Below are 12,934 nucleotides of genomic sequence, written 5' to 3'. Positions count from 1 at the left end.
TCCCGTTCGCGCTGATGATCCTCGCCCTCCTCTTCGCCCGGCGTCGGGCGCCTGAACCGGTTTCGCTTGAGGCTGGCGGCCCAGATTCCCACGGAACCAGCCTCCCGGGGTCCCTGCTCCCCTACGGCGTCTTCACCGCGCTCACCATGGCAGGGTTTGCGGCGTTCCCGATCATCGCCTACCACTTCGCCGTCACCGGCATGGTCTCAGAAGCAGAGATCCCGTTCTTTTACGCCGTCGCCATGGGCGTCGATGCCATCGCAGCCCTCACGATCGGGCGGGCATACGACCGGTTCGGGCTTGTCACCCTCCTCTCCGTGCCGCTCCTTGCCATCGGCATCCCCTTCCTCGCCTTCGGGACGAGTTACGCCCTCGCGCTTGCCGCCGTGGTGCTCTGGGGCGCGGCGATGGGTGCGCAGGAGACGATCCTCAGGGCCGCCGTCGCCGACTACACCCATATCAGCAAGCGCGGGACGGCATACGGGATATTCAACACCGTCTACGGGGCTGCCTGGTTTGCCGGGAGCGCCGTCATCGGGTGGGCCTACACAGTCGCCGTCCCGCTCGTCGTCGGGTTCCTGGTCGTGATGCAGGTCGGGGCGCTCGCAGCATTCGCCTGGATGAGACGCGGGTTTGCCGCACCGGCGGACTGAAAAAAGAGGTGGCGGGACGATCTGTCCGGCATAATATTGCTGGGGGATGGCGCGCGAACCCCGGCACTACCGGGCGCGGATCTCCCGCGCCACCGTCCGGCCGAGTTCATACGCCCGGGCAACCTCGTCGGCGTCCGGCCGGTAGTTCACGTGGAACCCGCCGTCGAACACCTCGATCCCGGCCGCCTTCAGGGCTTCTTCCGCCTGAGCGACCGCGCCGCCCATGCCCCCGTGCGACCCGAACGCGCACCCGATCTTCTTTGCGGTAAGGCGGCCCGGCCGTAACCCGCGGAGGTAACTGAGGAACCCGGCCACCGTGGGGAGGACCTCGTCCTGGAGTGTCGGCGACCCGACGAGAACCGCCTTCGAGTCGAGCACCTCCGTGACGATGTCGCTCCTGTGCGTTCCTTCATAGCGCCCGTCCCGCAGCAGGCAGACCCGGACATCGGCGCCCTCGGCCATGACCCCCTCGGCGATCGCCTTCGCCATCATCGTGGTCGAGCCGTGCATGGTGTCGTAGACGATCGTGACCTTATCCTTTGCAACGCCCCGGCTCCAGTCGACGTAGGCCTTGAGGATATCGCCGGCATGCGAACGCCATATGATGCCGTGGCTCGGGGCGATCATCCTGATATCGATCCCGAGACCTCCGACCTCGTCGAGTTTCTTCAGGACCTTCGGCGCGAGCGGCACGATCAGGTTCGCAAAGAACTTCTGCGCGTGGGCCATCGCCGCGTCGTGCCCGAGTTCGTCGTCGAATCGGGCGGCGCTTGCGACGTGCTGTCCGAACGCGTCGTTCGGGAAGAGGATGGCATCCTCCGCGAGGTAGGTGAACATCGAGTCGGGCCAGTGGAGCATCGGCGCTTCGAGGAAGGTGAGCGTCTTTCCACCGAGGTCGAGGGTATCGCCGCTCTTGACGACCCGGATCTTCCAGCCTGTAGTGTCATAGTGGCGGGCGAGACCGGCCTTCGCCCGCTCCGTGCAGTAGATCGGGGTGTCGGGCAGCCTCTTCACGAGCGCGGGCAGGGTGCCGGAGTGGTCCATCTCAATGTGGTTCACGACGATGTAGTCGATCGTCTCCGGGTCGCAGACGGACCCGATGCGGCCGAGAACCTCCCCCTCGAAACCGTGGTAGGCGCCGTCGATGAGCGCCGTCTTCTCACCCCGGACGAGGTAGGCGTTGTAGGTCGTTCCCGGGAGGGTGTAACCATGGTACTCCCGGAGATTCCAGTCTATTGCCCCGACCCAGTGGACGCCGGGGGCAAGTTCCGTAGCCATCATTGTCATCACACCTTGTTCGTACAAATGCGAACATTCCAATATATCCGAACAATTGATATATCATCCTTTCGATGTGTACCTATGGAACAGAGGGGGGCCGGCAGGGGGAAGGCAGGCAGGCCGAGGCCGGACCACGAGATAGATCTCTACTCGACACCGGGCGGGACGCGGGCGGTCGGGAACCCGGTGCGGCGTACGATCCTCGCAGCACTCAGGGAGCGAGAATATACGTTCGAGGAACTCGTCGCCCTCGCGGGACGGGCGAAATCGACGGTCTCGGTGCACCTCCAGGACCTCGCGGCGGCGGGCGTGATCGGGTCGCGGCCCGACCCGGAGGACTCCCGGAGGAAGATCTTCTTCCTCACCGGCGACCTTGTCGCAAGCGTCTCGGCGGAGGAGCGGGTGGCTGATGACCTTGCCGCCTATGCCGGGATGTACCGGCCCGGGTCGGGCGACCCCAACGTGTTCTACCGGCTCGCGTTCCGGACGATCCGCGTGGCGCTCATGCAGGAGGGAGTCCTCCTCGATCCGCTCCTCACCCGGGCCGGTGAACGGATCGGCGAGGAACTCTATTTGGCGGTTACCGACCCGGATACGGGGGTGTTCTGCACGAATATCACCCGGTTCTGGGAGGAGCACCGTCTGGGAAGGATCGAGGTCGCGGAGACGGAACCACTCGTCCTCCTCGTCTACGACTGCTTCGAATGCGTCGACCTGCCGGTGACGGGGAAGCCTGCGTGCGCGTTCGACTCAGGCATCCTTCGGGCGCTCTTCTCCCGCCACTACGGCCGGCCGGCAGAAGCGGTCGAGACCCGGTGTTACTCGATGGGGTCCGATCACTGCCGGTTCGAGATCGTCGTCGAAGGCAGCGGAGAACAGTATGACAGCAGAGGGATGCTGAAAGGGAAATAGCAAACAACAAGAAAAAACGTCATGCGATAGCCGGGGATCGAACCCGGACTAGAGGCTTGGGAAGCCCCTGTCCTACCATTAGACTACTATCGCACGGTACCAGTACATGTTGACCCGAAACCAGATAAATATTCGGCTCACCCCGTTGCCGGGCGGTAACGGGGCAGGGTAAGCGTGAAAGCCGCCCCCTCCAGGGGATGGCCGGGGATCCGGTCGCCGACGAGGATGCTCCCCCCGTAGCGCTCGATGAGCATCCAGACGATGTAGAGGCCAAGACCCTTCCCGCCCTTCCTCGTCTCTCCGCGCTGGTAGCGCCCAAAGATGCGCGACTTGAGGTCGTCGGGGATCCCGGGACCGGTATCGGCAACCGTCACCAGGACCGCATCACTTTCCTCCCGGACGCTGATGACGATCTCCACGTCCGGCCCCCCGAACTTCACGGCGTTGCCGATAAGGTTCGTGAAGATCTCGCCGATGAGGTCGTCGGCGAGAACCGTTGCGTCCACTCCGTTGCAGGCGATGCGGGCGCTCGTATGGTAACTGCAGATCCCCCGGATCACGGGTCCAAGCGGGACCGGGCCGAGTTCCACGGGACCGGCCTTGAGTCTGCGGAGCGTCGATACGTTCCGGATGATCTCGTTGCTCTGGTGAACGGCCGCAAGCGACTTTTCGACCATCGCCCCGTCCGACCCGGCAGCATACTCGAGGTACATCTGCAGGTAGCCCATCGCCGCCGTATTCGCGTTGTTGATGTCGTGGGTGAGGATATCCACGTAGAGATTGACCTCCGAGAGCGCCGTTTGCAGTTCCTCGTGGAGCATCCCCTTCACGACCACATTGCCGAGTTCCTTCCCGATATCGAGGAGAATGTCGCGCTCGGTCTCCGGGGCGGTCTTGCGTGCCCTGCTTCCGAGCGCGATCCATCCCACCAGCCCGCCGTCGCCGGGAATGGGCACCATGACAAGTGCCCGTATTCCGGAGCCGGGATACCGTTCCTGGAGACCCTCGATGCAGTAGACCTCACCTGCCGGGACAGAAGTCTCGTAGAAGAGATCATCGAGGCGGACCGTCTGCGGCAGAACCGGGTCCGTCCCTTCCCGGGCATGGAGAACCGCCGTATCGCTCCCGGGGCGCACCAGGTAGACCGCCCCCTCGTCGAACTCGAGCAGGTCGACGATCTTCGCGAGCGAATCCCCAAGAAGGCTGTCCAGACGGCGGGGCGCAGTCGCGGCGGTGACCACCTCGTTGACGATCGAGAGGCGACGGTTCTCTTCCCGCATCCTCTTCGCCGCCCGATGCCGTTCGGTAACGTCCCGGATGGAGAGGACCAGCCGCTCCGGAGCGTCGCCGTCCCTCGGGAGGTGAGTGGCCGAGACCTCCCCGGGCCATTCACTGCCGTCAAGCCTGCAGAAGACACACTCAGCCGGCGCAGGCGTCTCCCCGGAGAGGACACGCTCCCGGTAGACCCGGGCAGCATCGCGAGATCCCGCTGCGATCAGGTCTTCGGGGTTCCGCCCGACCAGGTCTTCCGGACCGGCCCCACCGAAGAGCCGGACCGCGGCCGTATTCGTCTCCACGATCCTTCTCCCGGGGTCGGTGAGGAGAACCCCGACATCGGCGGTGTTGAGGATGACCCGGTAGGTCTCCTCCGAACGCCGGAGCCGGTTCTCCGAGCGCTTCTGCTCTGCCGTCCCGGTGACCGCCACGCAGACCAGATCCTGGTCGGGGAGCAGGTTCGCCGAGAGGAGAACCGGGCAGGCTTTCCCGTCCCGTCCGATGAGGGTGCAGTCCAGGTTCACAATCCTGTTCACCCCCGGAGCCCCGGGCCAGACCGCAGCCGCATCCGGGGGCAGGACAGCGTCCCGGGGATACCCGAGCATCTCGGCGCACCCGCAGTTCATCTCCTCGATCTTCCCGGTCGCGGGCGAGAAGAGGAAGAACCCCGCACCGGACGTCTCGAATATCCCCCGGTACCGGCTCTCCCGCGCCTGCAGGCGGGCAGAGAGTTGCGACACGACGGCGGCGACGACAAGGAAGAGCGCGGTTCTGAGCAGGGCATTCACGACCTCGAACCCGCTGCCCGGGGAGAAAATGATGACCTCTGCGAGGTAACCGGCGGCAAGCAGACCGGCGAACGCGATGCCCCGGTCGGGATAGCGATAGGACGCAAGTATGATCGGGACGTAGAAGAGGTGGGAACAGACCACAAATATCCCTGCAGAGAGGCAATATGCGGTAATGGCGAACGCAAGCAGGGTGGAGACGATGATCCCGTAAGTGAACAGATGCTCCTTTGCGGAAGCATTCGCGAGATGGTAGCCCGGATGAACTCCCATTATACATAGAATTCGCTCTAAACCATGATAAAACCCCAGGAATTGCATTTCCTGGGAAACCGGGCGCGCCTCCGATATCCTTAAGGTGTCCTGTAGCGAACGATACTGCAGCACGATAACGTGCTGGCTATGGTAAGTCCGACGTGCTCCCGGAAGCACTGCCCGCAAGGGCTCGGGATTACAGAGATTAGTCAGTAAAAGGACTCTTTTCTGGACTTAACATAGTATATCTATCGGAGGTGCATGAATGGCAAGAATGTACGCTCGGCGTCGCGGAACCAGCAGTTCCGTCCGGCCCTACCGGACAGAGGCACCCGAGTGGTCCAACACGGACAAAGCAGAGATCGAGAAGATCGTCGTCGATCTTCGTAAAGACGGCATGTCGACCAGCCAGATCGGCCTTGTGCTGCGGGATCGGTACGCCGTACCCGACATCAAGCTCGCTACCGGCAAGCGCATAAGCGAGATCCTCCGCGAGAAGGGGCTTGAATCCGAGATCCCCGAGGATCTCCGGAACCTGATGCAGAAAGCGCTCGGGATCAGGAAACACCTGGCGGAGAACAAGAAAGACGTGCACAACGTGCGGCAGCTGCAGATCGCCGAGTCCAAGGTGCGCAGACTGGTCAAGTACTACGTCAAGTCCGGACGGATGCCGGAAGGCTGGACCTACAAACCGGAGACCGCGGAGATCCTGCTCACCCGCTGATGATCCATGTCGCTTGACGCCGCTGCTGCAAGCCTGGCCGACCGCCTGCTCGAGCAGGAGTTCGTGGAGGTGCTGGCGCACCACGATGCCGACGGTATAGCCGCCGCATCCATCCTCTGCCACGCCATGTTCCGCGAGGGCGGACGGTTCCGGTTGAGGATCCGCCCCGGCATCGCCACGGCCGACCTCCCCGGCGACGGCAGCGTGCTGCTCTGCGACTTCGGATCGGCACTCACGGACCTCCCGGGCGACGTCATGGTGGTGGATCACCACCTGCCCCGCTTCGAGGGCGACTATCACGTCAACCCGCACCTTGCCGGAATCGACGGCGACCGGGATCTCTCGGCGGCCGGCGCGGCCTACCTCGTCGCCCAGCGCATGGGAGACAACCGGGATCTCGCGGGGCTCGCGCTTCTCGGGATCATCGGGGACGGCCAACCGCTCGACGGCCCGAACAGGGAGATCGTGAACGAAGGCATCGCAAACGGGTTCATAACGCCCCGCCGCGGCCTCCGCCTCCCGGGACGAGGGCTCGCCGAGCAGCTCTCGCTCGCCGTCGACCCCTATCTCCACGGGTTCTCCGGCGAGCCCGACGCCGCCCGAACGCTGGTTGCAGAGATCACCGACGAGGACGACTTGGACACCGAGTCGCTCCTCACCCGGCTCGTCCTCACCACCGCCCCGAACGCCTCGGTCTCCGCACTCTGCGGGGTCTGGGGCACCACCTACAGCCTCGGCCGGGAAGTAATCGACGAGGCCCTGAATCTCGCCGCCGTCGTCGACGCCTGCGGCAAAGCCGGGAACGGGGACATCGGCGCATCGCTCTGCCTTCGTTCGAGCCACGCGCTCCAGGAAGCCTGGGAGATCACCGCCCGCTACCGGCAGGCGGTCGTCGCCGGCATCCGCGGGGCACGCCGCCTCGACGAGCGCGTCGCCATCTTTGCGGTGGACGACGGAGGAGTTGCAAGCGACGTCGCGGACGCGCTCGCAAACGACTTCGTCCAGACCGGCCCCGTCTTCGTCATCGGCATCAGCGGCGACCACTGCTCCGTCTCGGCACGCTGTCCGCCGGGCATCGACCTCGACCTCGAGGCGCTGATGCGAACGATCGCGGAGGCGTGCGGCGGCCGGGGCGGCGGACACCGCTTGAGAGCCGGAGCCCGGATCGGCGCCGACCAGGCCGACCGGTTCAGGCAGGCACTCCTGGAGGCGGTTCCCGCATGATCCGGATCGAGGGCGCCATCGAGACGCCGCACAGCCTCCCCGGCTGCGTGGCCGCGGCACTCGAACCCGACAACCTCACCCTGATCAGGACAGTCCCGATCGAGGGCGGAGTGCGGGCCGAGATCGACGGAACCAGACTCCGGTCGATCATCGCCTCGGTGGACGACTACCTCATGAACCTGGCGATAGCGGAGGACGTGTGCACCGCCGCCTCAACGCGGCGGCAGAGCGGGTCAGGGAGCTCCGGAGTGGAATCAGGATCAAATGGACTGAAAAATCGATAATAAGAGAGAAGTGATACCATGGCAAAGAAGAAACAGGTTGGAAGAAGGTTGGAAGGCTGGAAGGCCAAGAAGTGGTACCGTGTCTACGTACCCGACGCCTTCGGTAAAGCCGAGATCGGCGACGCCATCTCCGCCGACCCCGAGAACATGGTCGGCCGCATCATGACCGCGACGCTCGGCGAAATAGTCCAGGACTACTCCAAGTCCCACATCAAGATGAGGTTCAAGATCAACAACGTCGCAGGCGACGCCGCGTACACCGAGTTCGTCGGGCACGAAGTGACCCGGGACTACCTCCGGTCGATGGTCAAGCGGCGGGCATCCCGCATCGACACCATCCACCCGGTCGTCAGCAAGGACAAGAAACTCCTGCGGGTGACCGTCGTCTGTCTCACCCTCTCGCGGGCCGAGCAGAGCCAGGTCCACGCCGTGCGGCAGGCAATCTCGCAGGCTCTCGCCGCCAGGGCGGCCGAGAGCGACTTCGAGACCCTGGTCAAGGATATCGTCTCCGGCGACATGGCCCGGGACATCTTCAAGGTCGTCAAGACGATCTACCCGATCCGCCGGGTCGAGATCACCAAGTCCAAACTGGAACAGGTTGCGGCCGTATAAGGCCCTCCCCCTCGTTTTTTTAAGAATTCCCGTGCCTTTCACGCCCCCCTCGCTCACCCGACGGGAACGGCGCGAAGGGTATATGCCCCATGACAGGGTATACCTCCCCCGGAAGACGAGAGGGAGGTGACGGCATGATCGAAGGACGGCATGCGAGGCTCCGGCGGATAAACGGGGTCGCGCTCGAAGATCGGGGCCTCGACGAGCGGCAGACGATGGCACGGGGGATCGTCATGAGGATGATTGTCCGGTTCCACCGGGAGTGGGACGAACTCAGGGAGCGGGAGAGCGGCAGCGCCCGGGTTCTCGCCTCGAACGCGATGCTGGAGCGGTGCTCGCACCAGCTCTACAACACCGCATGCGACATGAGAACGGTCCTCGGCGAAGAACTCGCCGGAGAACTCCGGTGCCTCTCGGCCGACATCATCAAGACGGCCAACATCCTCATCATGCTCGGGTGCGGGGAGGAGTGCCGCGAGGAGAGCGAGACCCTCGCAGAGGAGGCGCTTCTCCGGATCGAGCGGTGCCTGGCACTCGTCCAGAAGGCGAAGGGCTGCCCGGCAGCCCGGATCTCCGCCGCCCACCGGGAAGAGTAATCAGGTTCTGGATCTCACCTGTTCTCGATGATTGCTGAGAAGGTTCTCTTCCTGGTACTGGACGGGATCTCCGACCGCCCCTGCGAAGATCTGGATGGATTGACCCCGCTCGCTGCCGCACGAACCCCGGTTCTCGACCGGATCGCCGCCGAAGGCGTATGCGGGATCATGGACTCCGTCGCGCCCGGGATACGGCCCGGGTCCGACACCTCCCACCTCGCCCTGCTCGGCTACCCGCCGCAGGAGTTCTACACCGGCCGCGGCCCGCTTGAGGCCGAAGGAACCGGCATCCACATGACCGCCGGGATGATCGGGTTTCGGTGCAACTTCGCCACCGTGGACGCGGACGGCCTCGTCACCGACCGCCGGGCCGGCCGGATATCCGGGACGGAACCGCTTGCAGAGGCCATCCGGGACGGCGTCGACCTCTCAGCGCTCGGCATCGAGTTCCGGTTCGAGGCGGGCGCCGGTCACCGGGCGGCCCTCGCCCTCGTCGGGGAAGGGCTCGGCGATAAAGTCTCCTCGAACGACCCGAAGAAAGAGGGAGCACGACCGCTCACGATCCGGCCCTGCACTGACGATCCGGCGGATGCAGAGACCGCCCGCGCCTGCAACGAGTTCATCCGCCAGTCCGGCGAGATCCTTTATGGCCACCCACTGAACGTCCGGCGGATGGAGGAAGGACTGCCGCCCGCAAACCTCCTCCTGATCCGGGGCGCCGGGAAGATGGGCGAGTTGCCGCCGTTCTCCGAGCGCTACGGGCTCTCCGGGAGCGTCATCTCGGCGGCCACTCTCATCTCCGGGATCGGGAAGGTCGTGGGGCTCGAGCACGTCCCGGTGCCGGGGACGACCGGGTCGGTCGACTCCGATCTCGACGCCAAGGTGAGGACGGCGATAGAGGAACTCGGCCGGAAAGACTTCGTGCTGATGAACATCAAGGGTGCGGACGAGGCGGGCCACGACGGCAAAGGGATCCAGAAGCGCGACTTCATCGAGGTGATCGATACGGCGCTCGCGCCGCTGCTCGATCTCAAGGAGACCCTGATCGTCGTCTGCGCCGACCACAGCACGCCCTGCTCGGTCAAAGACCACAGCGCCGACCCGGTCCCCGTCGTCATCAGGGGCCCCGGCGTCCGGGTCGACCGGACGAACCGGTTCGACGAGGTTTCGTGCGCGGAGGGCGGACTTCACCGTATCCGCGGCCGCGATCTCATGCCGATCACCCTGGATCTAATTAATAAGAGTCATAAGTATGGCGCATGAAGATTATACCGGGTAAATGGAACCGACAGGAGACCACGACTGGATCAAGGGCTGCACCCTCCCGGACAATACCGAACTCCAGGAGAGAACGCTCAAGACCGATCAGGACATCGTCATCGGCGAGCGGTGCCGGATCGATTACGGCCTCTTCGGTAACGACGTCGTGGTCTGTGAATTCAGCAAGATTAACGGCAACATCGTTGCGAGCGGCGACGCCAGAATAGACAACTGGTGCGAGATCAACGGGGACGTCGTCGTCGAGGAGGACGCCTACCTCGGCGAAGGGGTAAAGATCCAGGGCAAGCTGGTCGTCAGGGGCGACCTCGACATCGGGGACAACGTCCAGATCGAGCGCGGGTTCGAGGCGAAAGGCTGGATCTCCATCCGAAACCCGATGCCGGTCATCATCTACATCGTGATGTACCTGGTGGCCGTCCTCGGGATCGAGAAAGAGGAAGACCTGAGTTCCGTCCTCGAAAAGATCTTCGGCGACGACGACGAAACCGCCCCCACAGCCACGCCGCTGATGATCCCGGGCGGCGCCGTCCTCAACATGCAGACGTTCTCCGTCCCGGAGAAGATGGCCGTCGGGGCAGGGTGCCGGCTGCACGGGAACATCCGTGCCGGCTCGATCTCCGTCCGGGAGGAGACGACGATCTTCGGGAGCCTTCATGCGCGCGAAGACGCGAGTGTCGCCAGAGGAACAGCCGTTCACGGCGACGTCCAGAGCGACGGCGACGTGACGATCGAGCAGGAGGCGCATATCCTCGGGAACGTCTCCTGCAAGCGTCTCACCCTGCACGAGGACGCGCGCGTGGACGGGGTCATCCGGGCGCCGGGCGGCATGAAGATCGAGAGGCGGACGACATGAAGGTTGCAGAGATCCTTGAGGTCGAGAGGTGCCGGCTGGTCGAACCGTCGTTTTCGGAACTGGCGGTGGATGCATGCACGCTCCTGCTGCTCCAGATTGCGCCTGACGAGGCACGTATCCTGATTGACGAGAAGGAGGAGCCGATCGCGCTCGCCCTCCACGACGGCGAGGAGTGGCACGCCGCCTCGTTCCTCTTCCGGGAGCCGACGCTCGCCGCCATCGAGTGCTTCGAGGCGGTCGGCGGCGACATCTACCAGGAGAGCCGGGAGGCATGGCTCTCGGCGGTCCGCGAGTATTACAGCACGGAACTCTCGAAGACCACCTTCCCCGCCCTCGAAGACCTGCGTCCCGACCGGGAGGGAAAGATCCGCGACCTCCTCGACGAGGTCTGGGGCGACCGTGCGGGAACCCCCTGCCTCGACTGCTGCTGCGGGTCGGGGGTCGGCACCGCGGCTCTCCGGGCGGGAGGGGTGCGGGCGCTCGCCTACGACAACGACCCAGGTCTTCTCGCGCTCGGCCTCTCGAAAGGGCGCCTGGTGCCCTCCGACACCATGTGCATCGACGCGCAGAAGGCGTCCCGGTATATCGACCCGGTGCCCCTCGGCGCGGCCTTCATGGTCGGGGAGATCTACTCCTACAATACGGCCCTCTGGAGATCGATCGTCGCGAACCTCCTCGCCCTCACCGATGAGACGCTGATCACCGTCGGCACAGAGGAGGAGGCGGCAAGGGTGGAGGAGTGGTGCACGCGGGAGGGGAGAACGACCGAGGTCTTCGAGAACCGGCGTGATCCGCTCTACGATCGGTGGTGCTGCGTCGCGCAGCGGACGTGATTGCAGCCTGCGACTTAATATATAATGCGCAGTACCCCAACTCTTTTCCCTGCAACAGGAGAATAACCCACCACGGACCTGATTCACGGGCCGGACCTTTGTTCGAGTGTAACCTGCATGAATACCGCTAAACGCATCTATAACGTCTTATTCATATCCGTCTTTGCCACCATGCTCGGGCTCGGCATCGTCAGCCCGCTGCTGCCCATCTACGCGGAGAACCTGGGCGCGACCGGCATCTGGCTCGGCATCATCTTCTCAGCCTTCGCGCTCTCCCGGTCGGTCTTCATGCCCATCATCGGCAGGATCTCGGATCGCCGGGGGAGGAAATGGATCATCCTCATCGGCATGTTCGCGTACGCGGTCCTGTCGCTTGCGTATATCATCGTCGACAGCGTCTACTCGCTCACGGCAGTCCGCTTCGCCCACGGCCTCGCATCCGCCATGGTCGTCCCGATAGCCATGGCCTATGTCGCCGACCTCTCGGAGAAGGGGAGAGAAGGGAGCCATATGGGGAACTTCTCCATCTCGATGTTCCTCGGCATGGGGATGGGGCCGCTGCTCGGCGGGTTCCTGAACGATGCGTTCGGGATGGACTCGGTCTTCTACGTCATGGCCGCCCTCTCGGCGTTCGCCACGCTCCTCGTCGGCATCTCCCTCCCGGAGGCGAAACGCGGCACGTTCACGGCCCCGGAAGGAAACGCCATCCCGCTCCGGGAGATCTCTCGGCTCCCGGTCATGCGGGGAGTCATGGTCTTCTCCTTCATCAGCGCCCTCGGGCGGGGAGGCATGATGGTCTTCATCCCGATCTTCGGTCCGCTGATCGCGATCACCCCCACCGAGGTGGGGATCGTCCTCTCCGCGAACACCTTCCTGATGGCGCTCCTCCAGGTGCCGGTAGGGAGGATCACCGACACCGGGAACAAAGTCGTCCTGATCGTCGTGGGTTCGGCAATAACAGCGCTGTCGATCGCTGCGATTCCTATCTCGGGGTCGTTCTGGCCCCTGCTCGCGATCACCTCCTTCGTCGGTATCGGGGGGGCCATCCAGCAGCCGGCCATCATGGCCCTGACGGTCGATGCCGGCCGGACCATCGGGATGGGAACCTCGATGGGCGCCTACAACACGGTCTTCGGGATCGGCATGATCATCGCCCCGCTGATGGGGGGCGTCTTCATGGACTACATCGGCATCGACGCCGTCTTCTACGTAGGCGGTGCCATAAGCCTCCTCGGAACCGTGATATTCGCGGTGATGATGCAGAGGAGCGCGCACAGAGCCGATACGAACGATATTCCCGGGTCCGGGTAGGCTTCCTCAGGCCCCCCGATCCCGTCAGCCAAAAGACCGACATACCTCTTCT

General features: G+C 64.3%; 13 protein-coding genes and 1 tRNA gene. 11 read left to right on the top strand and 3 right to left on the bottom strand.

Annotated elements, in window-relative coordinates; all coding sequences use genetic code 11:
- On the top strand, positions 1-653 hold a 653-nt coding region (locus tag L21_RS06990), incomplete at its 5' end, for an MFS transporter (RefSeq protein WP_143727231.1).
- A 66-nt stretch (positions 654-719) separates the two neighbouring features.
- Here L21_RS06990 and L21_RS06985 read toward each other — a convergent pair.
- Positions 720-1,934, bottom strand: a complete 1,215-nt coding sequence (locus L21_RS06985; RefSeq protein ID WP_074369772.1) for an FprA family A-type flavoprotein — start codon at positions 1,932-1,934, stop codon at positions 720-722.
- An 81-nt stretch (positions 1,935-2,015) separates the two neighbouring features.
- On the opposite strand from L21_RS06985, the gene L21_RS06980 reads away from it, so the two are divergent.
- Positions 2,016-2,846: a transcriptional factor MsvR gene (locus tag L21_RS06980; RefSeq protein ID WP_074369770.1), complete on the top strand. Its 831-nt coding sequence runs from the start codon at positions 2,016-2,018 to the stop codon at positions 2,844-2,846.
- A gap of 22 nt (positions 2,847-2,868) precedes the next feature.
- Here L21_RS06980 and L21_RS06975 read toward each other — a convergent pair.
- Positions 2,869-2,939 (bottom strand) — tRNA-Gly (locus tag L21_RS06975).
- 44 nt (positions 2,940-2,983) lie between these two features.
- Positions 2,984-5,182 carry a PAS domain S-box protein gene (locus L21_RS06970; RefSeq protein ID WP_074369769.1) on the bottom strand — a complete coding sequence of 733 codons (2,199 nt, stop codon included), beginning with the start codon at positions 5,180-5,182 and terminating at the stop codon, positions 2,984-2,986.
- A gap of 247 nt (positions 5,183-5,429) precedes the next feature.
- Here L21_RS06970 and L21_RS06965 point away from each other — a divergent pair, with 247 nt between their 5' ends.
- The 9 genes from L21_RS06965 (at position 5,430) to L21_RS06925 (ending at position 12,882) form a co-directional block, all read left to right on the top strand.
- The gene (locus tag L21_RS06965) at positions 5,430-5,888 is read left to right on the top strand and encodes a 30S ribosomal protein S15 (RefSeq protein ID WP_074369768.1); all 459 of its coding nucleotides are present in this window, start codon (positions 5,430-5,432) and stop codon (positions 5,886-5,888) included.
- Between the two features lie 6 nt (positions 5,889-5,894).
- Positions 5,895-7,112: a DHH family phosphoesterase gene (locus L21_RS06960; protein ID WP_074369767.1), complete on the top strand. Its 1,218-nt coding sequence runs from the start codon at positions 5,895-5,897 to the stop codon at positions 7,110-7,112.
- Positions 7,109-7,396 carry a KEOPS complex subunit Pcc1 gene (locus L21_RS06955; RefSeq protein WP_074369766.1) on the top strand — a complete coding sequence of 96 codons (288 nt, stop codon included), beginning with the start codon at positions 7,109-7,111 and terminating at the stop codon, positions 7,394-7,396. The genes L21_RS06960 and L21_RS06955 overlap by 4 nt, the downstream gene beginning before the upstream one ends.
- An 18-nt stretch (positions 7,397-7,414) precedes the next feature.
- Positions 7,415-8,008: a 30S ribosomal protein S3ae gene (locus L21_RS06950; RefSeq protein WP_074369765.1), complete on the top strand. Its 594-nt coding sequence runs from the start codon at positions 7,415-7,417 to the stop codon at positions 8,006-8,008.
- A 134-nt stretch (positions 8,009-8,142) separates the two neighbouring features.
- Positions 8,143-8,604 (top strand): hypothetical protein, encoded by a 462-nt coding sequence (locus L21_RS06945; protein WP_256712618.1) that lies wholly within the window; start codon positions 8,143-8,145, stop codon positions 8,602-8,604.
- 27 nt (positions 8,605-8,631) lie between these two features.
- Positions 8,632-9,867, top strand: a complete 1,236-nt coding sequence (locus L21_RS06940; protein WP_074369763.1) for a 2,3-bisphosphoglycerate-independent phosphoglycerate mutase — start codon at positions 8,632-8,634, stop codon at positions 9,865-9,867.
- A gap of 16 nt (positions 9,868-9,883) precedes the next feature.
- Positions 9,884-10,738 carry a polymer-forming cytoskeletal protein gene (locus L21_RS06935; RefSeq protein WP_074369762.1) on the top strand — a complete coding sequence of 285 codons (855 nt, stop codon included), beginning with the start codon at positions 9,884-9,886 and terminating at the stop codon, positions 10,736-10,738.
- Positions 10,735-11,571 carry a class I SAM-dependent methyltransferase gene (locus L21_RS06930; protein WP_074369761.1) on the top strand — a complete coding sequence of 279 codons (837 nt, stop codon included), beginning with the start codon at positions 10,735-10,737 and terminating at the stop codon, positions 11,569-11,571. Before L21_RS06935 ends, L21_RS06930 begins: the two co-directional genes overlap by 4 nt.
- A 117-nt stretch (positions 11,572-11,688) precedes the next feature.
- Entirely contained in the window at positions 11,689-12,882 is a 1,194-nt protein-coding gene (locus L21_RS06925; protein ID WP_074369760.1) for an MFS transporter, read from the top strand.
- Positions 12,883-12,934: the final 52 nt, after the last annotated feature.

The sequence above is a fragment of the Methanoculleus chikugoensis genome (genome assembly GCF_900095385.1).
Lineage (GTDB): Archaea > Halobacteriota > Methanomicrobia > Methanomicrobiales > Methanoculleaceae > Methanoculleus > Methanoculleus chikugoensis_A.
Note: the sequence above shows the minus strand (reverse complement) of the source record. Positions and strands in the feature narration are given on the sequence as shown.

What these genes read in the sequence shown, in the direction of transcription:
- L21_RS06985 (WP_074369772.1), bottom strand. Translation starts at nt 1,934, where the DNA reads ATGATGGCTACGGAACTTGCCCCCGGCGTCCACTGGGTCGGGGCAATA.
- L21_RS06940 (WP_074369763.1), top strand. Translation starts at nt 8,632, where the DNA reads ATGATTGCTGAGAAGGTTCTCTTCCTGGTACTGGACGGGATCTCCGAC.
- L21_RS06955 (WP_074369766.1), top strand. Translation starts at nt 7,109, where the DNA reads ATGATCCGGATCGAGGGCGCCATCGAGACGCCGCACAGCCTCCCCGGC.
- L21_RS06935 (WP_074369762.1), top strand. Translation starts at nt 9,884, where the DNA reads ATGGAACCGACAGGAGACCACGACTGGATCAAGGGCTGCACCCTCCCG.
- L21_RS06950 (WP_074369765.1), top strand. Translation starts at nt 7,415, where the DNA reads ATGGCAAAGAAGAAACAGGTTGGAAGAAGGTTGGAAGGCTGGAAGGCC.
- L21_RS06965 (WP_074369768.1), top strand. Translation starts at nt 5,430, where the DNA reads ATGGCAAGAATGTACGCTCGGCGTCGCGGAACCAGCAGTTCCGTCCGG.
- L21_RS06960 (WP_074369767.1), top strand. Translation starts at nt 5,895, where the DNA reads ATGTCGCTTGACGCCGCTGCTGCAAGCCTGGCCGACCGCCTGCTCGAG.
- L21_RS06970 (WP_074369769.1), bottom strand. Translation starts at nt 5,182, where the DNA reads ATGGGAGTTCATCCGGGCTACCATCTCGCGAATGCTTCCGCAAAGGAG.
- L21_RS06930 (WP_074369761.1), top strand. Translation starts at nt 10,735, where the DNA reads ATGAAGGTTGCAGAGATCCTTGAGGTCGAGAGGTGCCGGCTGGTCGAA.
- L21_RS06945 (WP_256712618.1), top strand. Translation starts at nt 8,143, where the DNA reads ATGATCGAAGGACGGCATGCGAGGCTCCGGCGGATAAACGGGGTCGCG.
- L21_RS06925 (WP_074369760.1), top strand. Translation starts at nt 11,689, where the DNA reads ATGAATACCGCTAAACGCATCTATAACGTCTTATTCATATCCGTCTTT.
- L21_RS06980 (WP_074369770.1), top strand. Translation starts at nt 2,016, where the DNA reads ATGGAACAGAGGGGGGCCGGCAGGGGGAAGGCAGGCAGGCCGAGGCCG.